Source organism: uncultured Ellagibacter sp. (assembly GCF_934643285.1).
GTDB lineage: Bacteria > Actinomycetota > Coriobacteriia > Coriobacteriales > Eggerthellaceae > Ellagibacter.
Genome location: NZ_CAKUBT010000002.1, coordinates 57,356 through 75,024, shown reverse-complemented (window position 1 = coordinate 75,024; position 17,669 = coordinate 57,356). Strand labels below are relative to the sequence as shown.

Sequence of the window (17,669 nt, the reverse complement as noted above, 5' to 3'; positions counted from 1 at the left end):
CGCTCGCCGTCGGCGGACGGCAAGGGTCTCCTTCTAGAAAAACGACTTAAGCGGCCAAGTGTAAGCCTAGTAACGGCTGTCGAAGATGCGCTTGGTCTTCTTCTCGCTACGCGGCAACTCGCCGATGGGCACACCCTTCGCCTCGGGAGTGCAGCCGATCTTCGCCTTGAAGATTGCCTCAAGCTCGCGCTCGCACTTCTCGCGGTCCTCGCCCGTGAGCGTAGTCTCGAACAGAAGCGTGATGACGTCGCGGCCGTTGATCGCCTCGATCATCATCTGGTACTCGGACGAGGTGCCCTCCGTAAAGTTGATGACTTCCTCGATCTGCGCGGGGAACATGTTGCACCCCCTCACCTTCACCATGTCGTCGGTGCGACCGACGATGGTGTCGATACGCGGGTGATGACTGCCGTACTCGCAGGTGCAGGCGCCGGGGATGATGCGTGAAAGGTCGTGCGTACGGTAGCGGATGAGCGGCGCGCCCTGCTTGCGCAACGTGGTGAGCACGATTTCTCCCACCTCGCCGTCGGGCAGCACCTCGCCCGTCTTCGGGTCGACGATCTCCACGTACACGAAGTCTTCCCAGACATGCATACCGTGATGCGCCTCGCAGGAGATGCCGATGCCCGGGCCGTAAATCTCGGTTAGGCCGTAGATGTCGAAGATTTCGATGCCCAGCTCGTTCGCGATGCGGTGACGCATCTTCTCGCCCCAGCGCTCGGAGCCGATGACGCCCTTCTTCAGGTCGAGCTTGTCGCGCAGGCCGCGCTTGGAGATTTCCTCGGCGAGCAGAAGCGCGTAGCTCGACGTGCCGGTGATGACCGTGGAATGCAAGTCCTGCATCATCTTAAGCTGCTTCTCGGTGTTGCCGGGCCCCATAGGAATCGCCATGGCGCCCAAGCGCTCGCAGCCAAGCTGGAAGCCGATGCCCGCGGTCCACAGACCGTAGCCTGGGGTAATCTGGATGCGGTCGAGATTGGTGATGCCCGCAGTTCGGTAGCAGCGCTCAAACTGGATTGCCCAATCGGTCACGTCCTGGGCGGTGTAGGGGATGATGACCGGCGTGCCCGTCGTGCCCGAAGAGCTGTGGATGCGCACGACTTCCTCATCGGGAACCGCCTGAAGCCCAAGCGGATATACGCGGCGAAGGTCGTCCTTTTCCGAGAAGGGAAGCTTCTCGAAGTCCTCCTGCGTGCGCACGTCAGCGGGATCGATGTCCTTGAACTTCTCGGCGTAGAAAGGAGAGCACTCCTTGATAGTGGAAAGCTTCGTGGTAATCAGCTTGAGTTGCTCGTCGGTCATTTGCATGATGGTCCTCTTCTCATGACATGGTCGCATTGTGACGCGACCGAAATGCATTGCGGCGCAGCGAATGCTGCAAAACTGAGAGGCGCTTCAAGATCGTTGCGAAAATAGCCCAGAATGCCTTAAGGCTCGCTCACGAGTCTTGAAGCTAGAGCCATCGACCAGCCAACGCGTTGCGCGCGGCTACGGAAAAGAGGATGTCGGCTGAGTTCGTCATAAGCCCATTGTAGGCGAACGGCACGCGATTTCAAGGGCAAGGGCCGTTTTGGTCGAGGGAGGGGTCGGGGTGCGATCGCGAATGATCCTTCGGGCCACGCGCCCAACCGCCGCTCCGTACGAACCTTGCGCGCGACAACCGCGAAGTAGCGCCTGTTACTTCGCGGTTGTCGCTTTCGCGTTGTCGAGGGCTTGCAGCATGCCCATCATCCTGGCGCGCGTAAAGCTCGCCTTTGGGTCGACCGCTTCTGCCTTGGTGACAATCCCCTGTTCGCAGGCCCAATCGAGGGCAACTTTCTCCTCTTCCTGGGAAGAAGGCTTCGAGGGGGTGCTCCACTTGGTTTCCTCGTCTGAAAGCGCGAGCGCCCGCGACGCTTCGCTCGACGCATCTTCTACAAGATAGGCATAGCGCAGCATGGCCGAGCAGATTTCCTGAATGGTTATCTCGTCTTCGGCGCGGAAGTTGTTCCCCGCCGCAATTTCATCGTCTTCCAGCCACCGCACCGCGTCAGCACAAAACGAATCAGCGCTGACGTCACTCGAGGGGTCGTCAAAGTAATCGTAACGTAGGGGCAACATGCCCGGGCGCCCGGCATAACGCCAGAAAAACTCAGCCGCTTCCGCACGAGTGATACTGTTTTCGGGGCGGAACTCATTGTTGCCGCTCGCCCCCACATGCGCCACATTGCGCGAAAGGGCCCACTCTATGGCCGCGGAACTGGAAGGGTCCGCCAGCACGTCGGTATACATCTGGTCGACCGTGGCGTTTCGAACCAGAATGCGAACAGAATGCTCGACGAAGGTGAAGGCATAGTCAGTATACAGCTCGTCGCCCGACTTCTTAGGCTGGTCAGACACGCAATAATCGTATACAACGTCGTACGCGCGATTGCCGCCGAAGTTGATCAGGTTTCCCCAGGCCGTGCAGTTCGTAACCTGAAAGCCCTTCGCGCGGCGCGCTCCAACGCCTTTCAGGCGATAGAGGGATTGATGCTCGAAGAAGAACCCAAACTTCGTGTTCGCCGACGATGTGCAGTTCTCGATGACCATCGATTCGTCCTCGGAAAGCCCCACGCCCACGCCAAATCCTGATGCACCGTAGGAATCCGCCGTGGCGTTCTTTCCGCAACCGATCGCCGTGCAATCGCGCATCACGCAGTCGACAGGATAATCGGCGCCGAAGCCCGTACCATCGGTATTGCGCACCTCGACACGTTCCCATGTGCAGCCGCGGAACAGCTTGAAGAAAAACCCCTTGCCCGAGGCGTTGTACCCACGAAGCGACCCCTGCGTGCTCTCGCCGTCGATGGTGAAGTCGTAGAACGAGGCGTTGTCGAGGTAGCGGCGGTCGTCGAACCCGTCGTAGTAGAACATGTCGATACCGTGAGGAGCCTCACCGGTCATGGCATAGCGGCCGAGCGGCTTGAGAATTGTCGCATCCTTGCCGCTTCCCCGTACCTCGACGTTGTCACGCATCTCGACGACGCAATTGCCCTCATCGGTAGCTTTCGTCCACGCAAAATAGAACGTTCCCGGACCCAGATGCACCGAGCCACTCTTCTTCGAGGCGTCGTCAATCGCCTGCTGGAGAAGCGACGAATTGTACGCGGCCTCCTCTTGCCCCTCCCTCAGGGGAATCACGTCGGGAAACGTAGCCGCCTGCTCGGCGCTTGCGCCCTTGCCCGTCTTCGAGCACGCGGTCATGACGCTGGCGGCGGCAGCCGAAGTCGCGCAAGCAAGGGAGGCGATGAACGCACGGCGAGTGAAGGGGCGAGACATGCGATTACTCCTTGCTTTCCACCAGGTCGATCGCCGCAAGGTTCAGCTCGACGAAACGAGGTTTTACGCATACGCGAATCGCGTCGCGCAAGTCGTCGAGCGAAAGCGGCAGATGTCCCGTTTTCAGTGCGAAGGCAAGAAGCACGGTATTGAGTGCCTTCCTGTTTCCCACCTGGGACAGCACAGCTTCGTCATCAACAAGGATGAAGCGGGCGGGCGCGTCGGCGCACCCATTGAGGCGCTTTCCCAGCGAGGCGATCGTCGTCTCGGCGAGGTACGGCTCGGACGAAAGGGCCGCCGTGATAGGCTGGATGGACGTGGTCGCGCTCACCATCACGCCGTCGGGCGCAAGATAGGGAAGCACGCGCGCGGCCTCGGCCGGCTCGAAGGCGATGATCATGTCGGCGGTGCCCTTCGCAACGAGCGGGGCGATTACTTCCTCCCCATCGTCGCCCATCCGAACATGGGAGACCACACTGCCGCCGCGCTGGGCCATGCCAATCGTCTCGGCGGTACGAACCTGCCACCCCTTCGCCTGGGCCGCCTGGGCGAGCACCTTCGCGGCGAGAACCGTCCCCTGCCCGCCGACGCCGGTCAAAAGCACGTTACGCATGGGGCGCCCCCTTCTCCTCCGCGTCGCCGGGCAACTCGATCGCCTTGAAAGGGCACACCCGGACGCAAAGGCCGCACCCGTTGCACAGCGAGGCATCGACGAACGCTTGGCCGCGGTCTTTGCTCTTCGCGCCGCGGCGAGTTTGGTCAAACCCCAGGCCAGGGCAGCCGATTTCGGTGATGCACTTCTTGCATCCCGTGCACGTGTCGGCGTTGACGCCCACAGGCGCTTTCGGTTTCACCAGCTGAACGCAAGGAGACTCGAACAAGATGGCCGAAGGGCCCTCGAAGTCGATTGCGCGCTTCGCCGCGTCGATCGAGCCTTCCAGATCGAGCGGGTCGGCATGAACGATGCATTCCACACCGAGCGCCTGAAGCACCGCCTCGATGCTGATGGGCTTGCGATGCGGGCCCATAAGCGTCACACCGGTCCCCGGGTGGGGCTGCGACCCCGTCATGGCGGTCGTCGCGTTATCGAGCACGCAAACAGTGATGTCGTGGCCGTTGTAAACCGCGTTCGCGATGCCCGTGAGGCCGCTCGCGAAGAACGTCGAGTCGCCGACGAAGGCAAGCTGCTTCTTATCGGACTCCACGACGGAGAATCCCTGAGCCATGGTGATTCCCGCACCCATGCACAGGCACGTATCGACCGCATCGAGCGGCTTCGCGTTGCCGAGCGTGTAGCATCCGATATCGCCGCAGAGCACGGCAGGGGTCTTCCCCAACGCGCGCTTCACCGCGTAGAAGCTTCCCCTGTGGGGACACCCGGCGCACAGTACCGGCGGGCGGACAGGCAAGGGCTCGTCGAAGGAAGCCGACACTTTCAGGGACTCGCCCAAAGAATCGGAGAGGCCGAAGAAGCTGGTCAGACGTGCGATCGCATCATCAACGTCGTTTTCCCCGCGATCGCGCGTGTCTCCCGTCAGTTTGCCAAGCACCTCGTAGCTCGCATGAGTGCGGCCCGCGCGCATGGCAAGCTCGTCCTCGATCACATGGTCGAGCTCCTCGAAAACGATGACGCGGTCCAGGCCGCAGGTGAACTCATCGGCAGCCGCGGTGGGGAAGGGGTGCGGCGTCCCTACCTGCCAGAAGCGGTAGGCGGGCATCTGTATGCCCTGCTCCCCACAAAGCGCCTCTATCTGGCGAAGGGCTTCACGAACATAGGACGCCGACACGCCACCGGCAGCAACGCCAAGGCGCGGCGACATGCTCGCGTCGCCGCCCTGCTCCTGCGGGTTGAAGCTCGCAAAGGGCTCATCTTGCGCATAATCCTTCGCGATGCTGACGAGGCGCTCGTTGATTTCCCCATGGCCCTCAAAGGCACGGCGAGGGAAGATGACCCAGCGGGAACTGCGCTCGAAGCCTTCTTCGGGAATCGGCTTCGCATAGGTTTCGTCTTCCACCTCAAAAAACGTCGACGCATGGCAGATACGCGTCGTCGGGCGAACGATGACGGGCGTCCGATACTTCTCGGAAAGGTCGAACGCGGCCTTCATCATCGCGAAGCCCTGCTCGGGAGTGGCGGGGTCGAGCACAGGAACCTTCGAGAACGCCCCGAAACGGCGGGTGTCCTGCTCCGTCTGGGAGGAGATGGGGCCTGGGTCGTCGGCAACGAAGAGCACGCAGCCGCCCTTGATCCCGACGTAGTTCAGGCTCATCAGCGCGTCGGAGGCAACGTTCAGCCCAACCTGCTTGCAGGTGAACAGCGTGCGTGCGCCGCAGTACGACGCGCCCGCAAGAAGCTCGAGCGCCGCCTTCTCGTTCGTCGACCATTCCACGTGAACGCCGTGAGCTTTGCCAGCCGTATGCAGCTTCGCGACGGTCTCGATCAGCTCAGACGACGGCGTCCCGGGGTATCCCGCGACAACCCGCACCCCCGCCTCGAGGGCGGCGTGGGCGAATGCTTCGTTGCCCATCAACAGTTTCTTCGACATAGTCCCGCCTGACTCAAAAACCATTCCGCCGACCTCGCGGCCGGCGGAATTCCCCCTATTTCTTGGCTGCCTTCTTGCGGTCGACCGCGGAGAGGAGGCGCTTTCTCATGCGCACGTTCTGCGGCGTGATCTCGACGAGTTCGTCATCGGTGATGTACTCGAGCGCCTCTTCGAGCGTGAAGGTGCGCGGAGGCGTAAGCTGCACGGAGATGTCGGAAGTGGAGGAGCGCTGGTTGCCCAGGTTCTTCGTCTTCGCGACGTTCACCACCATGTCACCCGGGCGAGCGCTCTCGCCGACGATCATGCCCTCATAGCACGCGTCGCCGGGAGCGACGAACAGCGTGCCGCGCTCCTGCAGCGTGCCAAGCGCGTAGGCGACCGCCTTGTCGGTGCTCATGGAGATCATCGCGCCGTTCTTGCGACCTCCGATGTCGCCCGCGTAGGGGCCATATTCCAGGAACGTGTGGTAGAACACGCCGTCGCCGTGGGTGACATTGAGGATGCGATTCTTAAGGCCCATGATGCCGCGGGTCGGGATTTTGAACTCAAGGTGCGTGACCAGGCCCGACGCGTCAAGAGACACCATCGTGCCGCCAGCGGTGCCGAAGATCTCGATAACCTTGCCCGAGTACTCTTCGGGACACTCGACCACAGCCTGCTCGATCGGCTCAATCTTGTTGCCATTCTCGTCCTTCTTGAACAGGACGCGCGGGCGGCCGACCTGCAGTTCGAATCCCTCGCGGCGCATCGTCTCCATCAGGACGGAAAGATGGAGAATGCCGCGGCCGGAAACTTCGATGCCGGATTTGTCCTCGAGCTCCTCAATCTTCATCGTCACGTTGTTCTCGCGCTCGAGCATGAGGCGCTCTTTGAGCTGGCGGGCGCCGACGATATCGCCTTCGCGGCCGACGAGCGGAGACGTCGACGGCTCGAACACGATGGACAGCGTCGGCGGATCGATCTCGATCGGGTCGAGGGCGATGGGGTTCTCGGGGTCGGTGTAGACGTCGCCGATGTCGGTGCGCTCGATGCCGACGACAGCTCCGATGTCGCCCGCTTCAACGACGTCGCATTCCTTGCGGCCGAGGTAGTCGAAGGTGAACAGCTGGCGAACCGTCGCGGTCGACTCGCTGCCATCGTTCTTCACGACGAGGATGGTGTCGCCCGTGTGGATCGATCCGGAATATACGCGGCCGATGCCGATGCGTCCGACGTACTCGGAGTGATCGATCGTCACGCACTGCATGGCGAGCGGACCGTCGGGATCGACCTCAGGAGCGGGCATGTCGTCGAGAATCATGTCGAGCAGCGGGTACATGTTGTCGTTGTCATCGGCGGGGTCAAGGCGTGCGAAGCCGTTCATGGCGCTCGCGTACACCACGTGCTCCATCGCGAACTCGAGCTGCTCGTCGTTCGCGCCGAGGTCCGCCATCAAGTCGAGGCAGTCGTTGTAAGCCTTCTCGGGATCGGCACCGGGGCGGTCGATCTTGTTCACAACAATCATGATCGAAAGGCCCGCCTGGATAGCATGGCGCAGCACGAAGCGCGTCTGGGGCATGGGGCCTTCGAACGCGTCGACGAGAAGCAGCGTGCCGTCAGCCATCTTGAGCACGCGCTCGACCTCGCCGCCGAAGTCGGCATGGCCCGGAGTGTCGATGACGTTGATCTTCACGCCCTTGTACTCAATGGAGATGTTCTTCGCCAGAATGGTGATGCCGCGCTCGCGCTCCTGGTCGTTGGAGTCGAGCACGCGCTCCTCGACCTTCTGATTCTCGCGGAAGGCATCGGTCGCGCGCAGAAGCTTGTCGACGAGGGTCGTCTTGCCGTGGTCGACGTGAGCGATGATGGCGATGTTGCGAATGTTCTCTTGTTTCACCTGTGTTCCTTTTTCTACAATCTACCTGCTTGTTTGCGTCTTCTCTTCGACTGTTTCACGTGAAACCCCCGAAGGGAAGACGCATCTTCTTCCTTACCCTATCTCGTCAAGACGCGCGAGGAGCTGCTTCTTCTCGGCGGCGAGCTCGTCGAGGTGATCGTTGAGGATGCTCGCGGTTTTCTGCGCGCTCACCACTTTCACAATGCCCCACACCGCACACGCCACGCCGATGCTCGCGACAACAGCGAGCACGCCAAGCTTGCGCCCGAACGCGAACGCCACCAAAGCGCCGATACCTGCCATCGCGAAACCGCTGCGGCGCTCGTCGAGAGCGACGTCGCGCTGCGTGAGCAGCTGTTTGCGCGCGGCGGAGATGCCTGCAAGGCGAGCGTTGATTTCCGCTTCCTCGGCGGAAGAGGCGACCGTTCCACGAGCACGCGCGGAGGACCCCTTCCCGCTTGTCAGCACCTCATATGCTTCTTGAAGGTTTTTGAATTGCTCGGTGGCCCGCTCCTGGAGCTTCTTGTTCGAAGCAAACCGATCCGGATGCAGAATCTGAGCCGTCTCGCGGTATGCTGCCTTCACTTCCTCGGACGTGGCGTCCGCAGAAAGCCCCAGCAGGCGCAGTGCCTCGTTGCGGTTCATCTTCCTCCTTCAATCATGACGCTTCATTGTACAACGCGAGGAGGAAATAACATGAAAGCCCCTTGTAAGAAGCATATATCGGTCGGTCACCGTCAATTGGAGTTTGGTTTTGCATAAAGCACATAAGGCTGTCGAACCCTCGCGGGGTTCGCTCCCCTTAAACTTGGGAATACAAAAATCGCCGGTCGATTGAATGACCGGCGACTGAATTCATGGTGGAGAATAGGGGGATCGAACCCCTGACCTCAGGCTTGCAAAGCCCGCGCTCTCCCAGCTGAGCTAATTCCCCGAATGACTTTTACCTCATGATATTAATAAACGCTCCACCGGCTAACTCGGCTCACGGTGGAGCGTTTATCGCAAATCATGGTGGGCCCGAATGGATTTGAACCAGCGACCTCACGCTTATCAGGCGTGCGCTCTAACCAACTGAGCTACGGGCCCTTGAAAAGTGCCTAATTATAGTAACCCGACGACCAGATATCGTCAACCCATAATCTGCTAGAATTTGAAAAAAGTTTTTTATTGAGGAGCCGGCATGATCCCTTTGAAAGTTCTCACCCTCATCGTTTTGAATTCGATGCAACCAGCAGCCCTGGTCATGGAGCCAATTGAGGAGCATCAGCGAACGAAATCACGCATCGTGCCGGTATGGGTCGGGCCTGCTGAAGCCATGCAACTCGGCATGGCCGTCGAGCACATGAGAACCCCAAGGCCCCTCACGCACGACCTTATGCTCGATGCGCTCACTAACCTCGACGCGCGAATCGATCACGCCGTCATCAACGATGTGAAGGGAACGACTTTCTTCGCGAAGCTCTACTTAAAGCAAGGCGACCGGATGATCGAGCTCGACGCCCGGCCGAGCGACGCCATCGCGCTGGCCATACGCGAAGATGCACCCATCTACATCGACGAGAAAACCCTCGATAAAGGAAGCTACCCTTACATCATCAGGGAAGACGCATCCGAAAGCGAGATTGAGGAATTCCATAGCTTCCTTGAGAACATCTCACCTGAAGACTTCCAAGCGTAAACGCGGAAGGGGTGGGCACGCCCCCGCCACAGAGGCGATAGAGGCCCAGGTCGCGAGCGTCAAACGAAAGAAGGGGTGTAACGACCCGCTGGCCGTTACACCCCTTCGTTGATGCCTTATACCACTTGAGCGCAGCGTGTGCACCTAGTCAAGATCGTCTTCGCCAAGTTCCCCTTCATCGGCCAGCTCAATCTCGTCGATTTCGTCGACGTCGTCTCCCTCGGCCTTCTGGTCGCGCTTCTTCTTGCCAGTGCTCGAGATGGCGACAGCCGTCACGCGATCCTTGTCCGCGACATTCATCACGCGAACGCCTTGCGTCGAGCGTCCGAGCTCGGAGATTCCGCTCACCGGAGTGCGAACGACGACGCCCTCCTCGGAGATGATCATGATTTCGTCGTTGGGTTTCACGATCTTCATCACCGACAGCAAACCCTTCTTGTCGGTCATCGTGATGGTGAACACGCCCTGGCCGCCGCGATGGTGCTCGGGATACTCGTCGATTGAGGTGCGCTTACCGTAACCCTTCTCAGTGATGACGAACAGGTCGCTTCCCGGCTTGGCAATCTCCATGCCGAGCACATGCGCGTCAGCAGGCACCGTCATACCCTTCACGCCCATCGTGTCGCGGCCCATGGCGCGCACTTCGCCCTCGCTCCACATGATGGCCTTGCCGGCGCTCGAGACCATGATGACCTTCTCACCGACTGCCACCCGGCGAACGCTGATCAGCTGGTCGCCCTCTTTCAGGTTGATGGCGATGAGTCCGTCATGGCGTGTGCGATCATAGAGGTCCATCGAGGTCTTCTTCACCATGCCCTGCTCGGTGGCGAACATGAGATATTCGTCCTCTGGGAAGTCCTTCGTCGCAATGACGGCGGAAATCGTCTCGCCCTTTTGCAGGGGCAGCAGGTTCACGATTGCAGTGCCGCGAGCGTGGCGCGATGCCTCGGGAAGCTCGTATACCTTCAGGCGATATACCTTGCCCGCGGTCGAGAAGAACAGCATATAGGAATGCGTCGAAGCGACGAACAAGTGCTCGACGTAGTCATTGTCCTTCAAGCTCACGCCCTGCATGCCCTTGCCGCCGCGCTTCTGCTGTCGATAGGTGGTCACGGGAAGGCGCTTCACGTAGCCCGCCTTCGTCATGGTGACGACCACGTTTTCCTCAGCAATCAGATCCTCGACGTCGATATCCTTCGCGTCGCCCGAAAGCTGCGTCTTGCGCGGGGTGCCGAACTTCTTTTTGATTTCCTGCAGCTCGTCTTTGATGATCTGCTTGAGCAGGCCCTCGTCCTCGAGCACGCGCTTGTAGTACGCGATCTTCTCGCGGAGGTCGGCCAGCTCCTGCTCGATCTTCTCGCGCTCCAAGCCGGTTAGACGGCGCAGGCGCATCTCCAGGATAGCGTCGGTCTGCTTCTTGGAGAGCCCGAAACGCTCAGTCAGGCGCGCTCCCGCCTCTTTGTCGGTCTGGGACGAGCGGATGATATGGATGACCTCGTCGATGTTGTCAAGCGCGATGATGTAGCCATCGAGGATATGGGCGCGTTCCTCGGCCTTCTTCAATTCGAAGCGCGTCCTGCGCTCGATGACTTCCTTCTGATGCTCGATGTAGTAGAAGAGCATCTCCTTCAAGGAAAGCACGCGGGGCACGCCGTCGACGAGCGCCAACATGATCACGCCGAAACCCACCTGCAGCTGCGTGTGTTTGTACAGCTTGTTCAGCACGACCTGGGGCAACGCATTCTGTTTCAAGTCGATCACGATGTCGATGCCATGACGGTCCGCAGCGTCGTGAATGTTGGAAATCTCAGGCAGCTTCTTGTCGCGCACGAGCTCGCCGAGCTTCTCGAGCAGGCGCTTGCGGTTCACCTGGTAGGGAATCTCGCTGACCACGATCGACGACTTGCCGTTCTTGCGATCCTCGATCGTGCACTTCGCGCGCACGGTGAGCGAGCCGCGGCCCGTCTCATACGCATCGAGAATGCCCTTCTTCCCCATGATGATGCCGCCGGTGGGGAAATCAGGTCCGGGGAGCGCGATCATGAGCTCTTCGGTCGTGATATCGGGGTTGTCGAGCATCATGCAGGTCGCGTCGATTGTCTCGCCGAGGTTGTGCGGCGGGATGTTCGTCGCCATGCCAACCGCAATGCCGTTCGAGCCGTTGACCAGCAGGTTCGGGAAGCGCGCGGGAAGAACCTTCGGCTCCTCGAGGCTCTCATCGTAGTTCGGTTGGAAATCAACCGTCTCCTTGTCGAGGTCGCGCAGAAGCTCCATAGCGGCCTTGTCGAGGCGCGCCTCGGTGTAGCGCATTGCTGCTGCGGAGTCACCGTCGATCGAACCGAAGTTGCCATGGCCGTCAACCAAAGGAACGCGCATCGAGAAGGGCTGAGCAAGACGCACCATCGTGTCATACACTGCGGAGTCGCCGTGTGGATGGTACTTGCCGATGACGTCGCCGACGGTACGCGCCGACTTCATATGCGGGCGGTTCGGCGTATAACCGGACTCGTTCATCGCATAGAGGATGCGGCGATGAACGGGCTTCAAGCCGTCGCGCACATCGGGAAGCGCTCGCGAGACGATAACGCTCATAGAATATTCCAGGAACGACGCCTGCATCTCTTTGCCCAGGTAGGCACTGCGAACAGTCGTGCCTTCGCCACCGTTTGCGCCCTCGATGATCTCTCCGTGGGCGGTCGGCATGTCGACGAGCATCGACTGCGCGAGCTGCTCTTCGGATACTGCAGAGCCGACGGCGGGAGTGGCGGAATCTTCCTGCGATTCCTCTTCCCCTTTCTCGGTCTCAGCGTCCTGCTCGGCACGGGAAAGCATCTCGTTGAACGCGTCGTCGCGCTCTGGCTGCTCCCCCTCCGGCGGGGTCATGTCGTTATTTTCTGCCATTAGAATCCTTTCGAGATTTCAGGCTCAATCACCGTAAGGCACGATGCCCTAGATATCAAGGAAGCGAACGTCGCGGGCATGCTTCTGGATGAACTCCTTGCGCGGTTCCACCTGATCGCCCATAAGCTCACTTACCGTGCGCTCGGCTTCGGCGGCGTCGTCGATATTAACCTGCAGAAGCGTGCGCGTCGCGGGCTCCATCGTGGTTTCCCACAGCTGCTCGGGATCCATCTCGCCCAAACCCTTGTATCGCTGGACGTCGAACTTTTCCGAACCACCCATTTCGGCGAGCGTCTCCGAAAGCGCGTTCTCGTCGTAGATGTAGCGCTCAATCTTCGTAGAACGCGAATTTTTCTTCTTCACGCCGAAAATCGGCGGGCAGGCAATGTAGACGTAACCGCGATTGATGAGCTCGGGCATATAGCGGTAGAAGAACGTGAGCAGCAGGATGCGGATGTGCGCGCCGTCGACATCGGCATCGGTCATGATGATGATGCGGTGGTAGCGAGCCTGGTCGGCGTCGAAATCTTCTCCAATGTTCGTACCGATTGCCGTGATGAGTGAGCTAATCGTCTCGCTTGAAAGCGAGCGGTGAAGACCCGCGCGCTCAACGTTTAAAATCTTACCGCGAAGCGGCAGAATTGCCTGCGTCTTGCGGTCGCGCGCCTGCTTGGCGCTGCCACCTGCGGAATCGCCCTCTACGATGAAAATTTCGGAATCTTCCGCCTTCTTCGAAGAACAGTCGGCAAGCTTGCCAGGCAGCGCAAACGAGTCGAGGACGTTCTTGCGGCGCGTCATCTCGCGCGCCTTGCGAGCAGCCTCGCGGGCTTTCAGCGCCTGCGTCGCCTTTCCGATGATCTTCTTAGCGGGGGAGGGGTTCTCCTCCAGATACTCGGCGAGACCCTGGGTCACAGCGTTCTGCACGAGCGGACGGATCTCGGTGTTGCCGAGCTTCGTTTTCGTCTGCCCCTCGAACTGCGGATCATGCAGCTTCACGGAAATGATTGCCGCCAAACCCTCGCGCGTATCGTCACCCGAAAGATTGGAATCCTTCTCCTTCAGGATACCCTTGCTGCGCGCATAGTCGTTGATCGTGCGCGTCACGGCCTGCTTGAAGCCGTCAAGATGCGTACCACCCTCGTGCGTGTTGATGTTGTTGGCGAAAGCCATGACGGAGTTCGTCGAATAGGATGTCGACCACTGCATGGCCACTTCCACCGTTCCGTCGGCATTTTCGGCCGAGAAGTAAATGGGCTCGTTAAGCGTTTCCTTGCCCTTGTTCAGGTACTTGACGAAGTCGATGATGCCGCCCATGAAATGGAACACTTCGGTGCGCGGCTCGGCCGCCTTCCCGGAGACAACCTCGCTCGGATTCTCGCGCTCATCGTGCATCGTGATTTTGAGACCCTTGTTCAAAAATGCCATCTCACGGAAGCGCGCCGCGAGCGTGTCGTAATCGTACACCGTGGTTTCCGCGAAGATCTCGGGGTCAGGCCAGAACGTGACCTTCGTTCCCGTGTGGTCCGCTGCACCAATCTCATGGAGCTTCGTCTTCGTGTGGCCGTGGTCGAAATCGATTTCATATTCCTTGCCGTCGCGCTTCACATTGACTTCGACGCGCGAGGAAAGCGCATTGACGACGGACACGCCGACGCCGTGCAAGCCGCCCGAAACCTTATACCCTTCGCCGCCGAACTTGCCGCCAGCATGGAGAATCGTCAGAACGACCTCAACCGTCGGAATCTTCTCCTTCGGATGCATGTCCACCGGGATACCGCGGCCGTTGTCGGCTACCGTGATCGAGTTATCGGGATGAATCCATACCTCGATGGAGTCGCAATAGCCGGCAAGCGCTTCGTCGACGGCGTTGTCGACGACCTCGTACACCAGATGATGCAGGCCGCGCGGGCCCGTAGAGCCGATATACATACCAGGGCGCTTGCGCACCGCTTCGAGACCTTCGAGGACTTGAATGTCAGAACCATCGTAATGATCGGGTTTGTTAACCACTGACATGCTCCTTTTCGGTACGTTTGGAAGATGCTTCGCGCAGAACGCGAACTGACCTATTGTACCATAGAAGAATAAAACGAAGCGTTTGAGCGGTTTCTAAGGCCTTCTAACGGATGATTCTGCATTTTTTCGCCATTTATGTCCTTTCACCCTTCTTCCATTCCCTGTCGGTTATCATCGCCTTTTCCAGCGCGCGCCTGAGCGAAGGGTTCTCCACAGATGACACCATCTGCTCAACTTCGGTTTTTTCCTCAGGGGAAAGTGGAACTGAGCGGGAACTTTCAGACTTCGTTTCGCACTCATCTCTATAAGGATGACGCTTGCGCATGTCGAATCGGGAAGGGTAGGTTTTGAACTCATCTATCCTCTCACCGAAGCGTTCATGGAGCCGAAGCATAATCAGATGCTGCCGGCAGTGGACATCCGAACGAAAATTCCCGTCGTCCATATACACATACAGCGAGCGGATTCCTTCTTCTTCTTTTATATAGACACCGTTCACATGATCGAGGACGTAGGGAGCATTCTCCTTGTATACATACTCGATCGCATCTTTCCACATCGTGCGAACCTCGGCGGCCCGGCGAGCGATGAGCGTCTTTTCGTCAGTCGGCAGCGAGCTGAACAGCCGCGCCATCTCTTTCCCAATCCTAGCCACGTATCGCCTCCTCACCCAACTGCACAACACGAGCATTCCTGAGAAGGGAATCATCGAAATAGGCGAGATTAGCCGTCGTGATAAACGTCTGCATATCTCCCGAGATGAATTCCACCAACGCGTGCCTTCTGTGCTCGTCGAGCTCGCTCATCACATCATCGAGAAGGAGCACCGGCTTCTGACTGAGCATATCCTCGATAATCGATGCCTCGGCAAGCTTGCAAGCAAGGACAATAGAGCGTTGCTGCCCCTGACTTCCATAGTTTCCCGCATTCTTTCCCTCGATATAGAAGCCGATCTCGTCGGAGTGAGGCCCAACGACGCTCTTTCGGCGGGCGAGCTCCTCGCCGCGGCGCGCTTCAAGGGCGGAAGCGAGCGCATCACGGGCCTCATCTCGAGAAAACGAAGCAACCCCACACGGTGTTTCACGTGAAACAGGGGTCATCCAGGAAGGAGCATACGTCACTTGCAGCTCCTCACCTTGAGCGATGTCGGCGTAACGACGAGAAATCTCCGGCGCAAGCTTCGCGAACAGCGCCGAACGATAGCACGCAAGCTGCGCGCCGCAGGTTACCAGCGTCTCGTTGATGCTGTCGATGAGCGCCGCCTGGGCTTCTTCCTTCAGGAGCCTATTCTTATAGCGGATGACCTTCTCGTAATCTTTCTTGATAAGGTAATGATTCGGCGAGAGTTGCGATCCCAAAGCGTCAATCGCGGTGCGTCGGACGCTCATTGATCCTTTCACCAAGTCAAGATCATCTGGCGTGAAAGACACGGAAGGGATAAGTCCCTTCAAATCAGCAGGCCGCCTCGCTTTACCATTCAACGTGTACTTCCGCTTATGGCTTTCCAGCAGCATGACGATATCGAGAACCCGTTCGTCTCCCGTTACGCGCGCCTCGGTGCGGGCATAGCTTTCCCCATGCTTTATCACCTGGTCAATAAGCGGATGCCGAAACGAGGAGAGCGCCGTCATAAGCTGAATACCCTCGACGATGTTCGTCTTCCCAACCGCATTCGGCCCCACGAACAAGGTGAGCGCCCCGATATTGTTCAGCTCGAAGCGCTCATAATTACGAAAGTTGGTGAACCCTATATGCTCGATGGACAGCGTCACGAGATGCGCACCGGCATGACGAGATACAGGAAGTTCTCAGGAGCTTCCGCCTTGAAGATGCCCGGTTCGCGGGAGGTCCCCACCTCCAGATACACCGAGTCGCTCGACACCGACGAAAGGCCGTCGAGCACATAGGCGAAGTTGAAGGCGATTTCCGCGTCGTCACCCTCGATGGAGCAGGAAAGCGTCTCCTGAGCGGATCCGACATCCTGGGAAGCGGCGGACAGCTGAACCGTCTGAGATGCCGCGTTCAAGTCAAATTTAATCGGCGTGGAAGAAGAACCAAGAAGAGACGTTCTCTTCACCGCCGCGACGAGGTGGCTGACGTCGATTTTCGCGCGCGTCCCATGCTTCCCCGAAAGCAGCTGCTTGTAATTGGGGAAATTGCCCTCGATTCGACGGTTGATGAAAACGGTGCCCTCACAGCTGACAAGTATCTGATTCTCGGCAAGCGCAATCTGAACGTTGGACTCGGTTTTCGGCAAGGACGCGATATCCTGCAAAAACGAGCCGGAAATCACCGCCTCGAATTCATCGGCAGCGGAATCGGAAAGCTCAACCTCGGCCAAGGCCAAACGATACGAGTCGGTCGCAACCATCTTGAAGTGATTTTCCTCGAGCGTTACCAGAGCGCCGGTGAGAATCGCACGGCTTTCATCTTTCGAAACGGCGCGCGCAACCTTTTTCACCATCGCGGCAAATTTCGTGAAGGGGACCTCTATGCGCTGCGAGGCCTCCACATGGGGGAAGCCGGGAAAATCCTCGTAGTTGAGCGCCTTGATCGAGAACGAGGAACTATCGCAGGTGATAAGCGCGTTCTCCTCGTCGGCCTCTACGTGGACCGCAGCGTCGGGCAGGTTTTTCACGATATCAGAGAACAGTTTGCCAGGAACAACCGCCTTTCCCTCCTCTTCCACGAGCGCCGCCGTTGAATACTGGATGGAAAGCTCAAGGTCGGTCGCCTGGAGAACGAGCGAGTCACCCGTCGCTTCGAGCAAGATGCCGGAGAGAACGGGAAGGGTCGAGCGGGTGGATACACCTTTGATAACAATTGCGAGGGCATTCTGGAGTTCGCTTTTGCTGATGCTGAATTTCAAGGAAACCTTCTCTCTTTCTTTTCTGCTGCGCGTCATTATACAGGCTCGAACAGGAACGGATAATCCTCAAGTGAAAGCATCCGAAAATTCAAAGCTCTCTTTCACTCGATTCTCTTTTTCACCTCGCTGAAAGGTGAAAAAACGACTATTCCCCTTCATTTTTATCCACAATTCCTTCTCATGCATCGTTTTCCACCAGACGAGGCTCTTCCCTTTGTGGAAAATGTTGAAAAACGGGCATTCATGCATAAAGAGCTGTGGAAAAGCCGTCTTTTACCTTATTTTTATATAGTTCCCTATCTTCAATTTCTTAGCGATTACGACCTGGGGTTTTATAATAGAACAAGATGTTGACCAGGTAATATATTAATTCTTCAACTCAAGGAGAACATTCTCAACCATACTCTTTAAAGGATTAAAAATCACTCACCTGGGGTTTTGATTTTACGCGCGCCTTTCATCAGGCGAAACCAATTTTCT

12 protein-coding genes and 2 tRNA genes are annotated in these 17,669 nt (G+C 58.6%); 1 reads left to right on the top strand and 13 read right to left on the bottom strand.

Annotated elements, in window-relative coordinates; translation table 11 throughout:
- Positions 1–66: 66 nt before the first annotated feature.
- The 8 genes from Q0I65_RS01815 to Q0I65_RS01780 all read right to left on the bottom strand — a co-directional run bounded on the left by Q0I65_RS01815 (position 67) and on the right by Q0I65_RS01780 (position 8,811).
- Positions 67–1,308: a phenylacetate--CoA ligase gene (locus tag Q0I65_RS01815; protein ID WP_296059133.1), complete on the bottom strand. Its 1,242-nt coding sequence runs from the start codon at positions 1,306–1,308 to the stop codon at positions 67–69.
- A 369-nt stretch (positions 1,309–1,677) separates the two neighbouring features.
- Entirely contained in the window at positions 1,678–3,300 is a 1,623-nt protein-coding gene (locus tag Q0I65_RS01810; RefSeq protein ID WP_296059131.1) for an S-layer homology domain-containing protein, read from the bottom strand.
- Between the two features lie 4 nt (positions 3,301–3,304).
- Positions 3,305–3,913, bottom strand: coding sequence for an indolepyruvate oxidoreductase subunit beta (locus Q0I65_RS01805; protein WP_296059130.1), 609 nt, complete (start codon positions 3,911–3,913; stop codon positions 3,305–3,307).
- Positions 3,906–5,846 (bottom strand): thiamine pyrophosphate-dependent enzyme, encoded by a 1,941-nt coding sequence (locus Q0I65_RS01800; RefSeq protein WP_296059128.1) that lies wholly within the window; start codon positions 5,844–5,846, stop codon positions 3,906–3,908. The genes Q0I65_RS01805 and Q0I65_RS01800 overlap by 8 nt, the downstream gene beginning before the upstream one ends.
- Positions 5,847–5,901: 55 nt before the next feature.
- A complete protein-coding gene (typA, locus tag Q0I65_RS01795) occupies positions 5,902–7,722 on the bottom strand; it encodes a translational GTPase TypA (protein WP_296059126.1) in 1,821 nt (606 codons plus the stop codon).
- A 93-nt stretch (positions 7,723–7,815) separates the two neighbouring features.
- Positions 7,816–8,367 (bottom strand): DnaJ domain-containing protein, encoded by a 552-nt coding sequence (locus Q0I65_RS01790; RefSeq protein ID WP_296059124.1) that lies wholly within the window; start codon positions 8,365–8,367, stop codon positions 7,816–7,818.
- A 213-nt stretch (positions 8,368–8,580) separates the two neighbouring features.
- Positions 8,581–8,656, bottom strand: a tRNA-Ala gene (locus Q0I65_RS01785).
- A 78-nt stretch (positions 8,657–8,734) separates the two neighbouring features.
- Positions 8,735–8,811, bottom strand: a tRNA-Ile gene (locus Q0I65_RS01780).
- A 94-nt stretch (positions 8,812–8,905) separates the two neighbouring features.
- Here Q0I65_RS01780 and Q0I65_RS01775 point away from each other — a divergent pair.
- Positions 8,906–9,403, top strand: a complete 498-nt coding sequence (locus Q0I65_RS01775) for a bifunctional nuclease family protein (RefSeq protein ID WP_296059122.1) — start codon at positions 8,906–8,908, stop codon at positions 9,401–9,403.
- Positions 9,404–9,547: 144 nt separating this feature from the next.
- Here the strand turns inward: Q0I65_RS01775 and gyrA are convergent, their stop codons facing one another.
- The 5 genes from gyrA to dnaN form a co-directional block, all read right to left on the bottom strand.
- A complete protein-coding gene (gene gyrA, locus Q0I65_RS01770; RefSeq protein WP_296059120.1) occupies positions 9,548–12,304 on the bottom strand; it encodes a DNA gyrase subunit A in 2,757 nt (918 codons plus the stop codon).
- Between the two features lie 48 nt (positions 12,305–12,352).
- Entirely contained in the window at positions 12,353–14,320 is a 1,968-nt protein-coding gene (gene gyrB, locus Q0I65_RS01765) for a DNA topoisomerase (ATP-hydrolyzing) subunit B (protein WP_296059118.1), read from the bottom strand.
- A 133-nt stretch (positions 14,321–14,453) separates the two neighbouring features.
- Positions 14,454–14,975, bottom strand: a complete 522-nt coding sequence (locus Q0I65_RS01760) for a hypothetical protein (protein WP_296059116.1) — start codon at positions 14,973–14,975, stop codon at positions 14,454–14,456.
- Complete coding sequence (gene recF / locus Q0I65_RS01755) at positions 14,968–16,092, bottom strand: DNA replication and repair protein RecF (RefSeq protein WP_296059114.1); 1,125 nt, start codon at positions 16,090–16,092, stop codon at positions 14,968–14,970. The genes Q0I65_RS01760 and recF overlap by 8 nt, the downstream gene beginning before the upstream one ends.
- Positions 16,089–17,189, bottom strand: a complete 1,101-nt coding sequence (dnaN, locus tag Q0I65_RS01750; RefSeq protein WP_296059112.1) for a DNA polymerase III subunit beta — start codon at positions 17,187–17,189, stop codon at positions 16,089–16,091. Before dnaN ends, recF begins: the two co-directional genes overlap by 4 nt.
- Positions 17,190–17,669 lie beyond the last annotated feature (480 nt).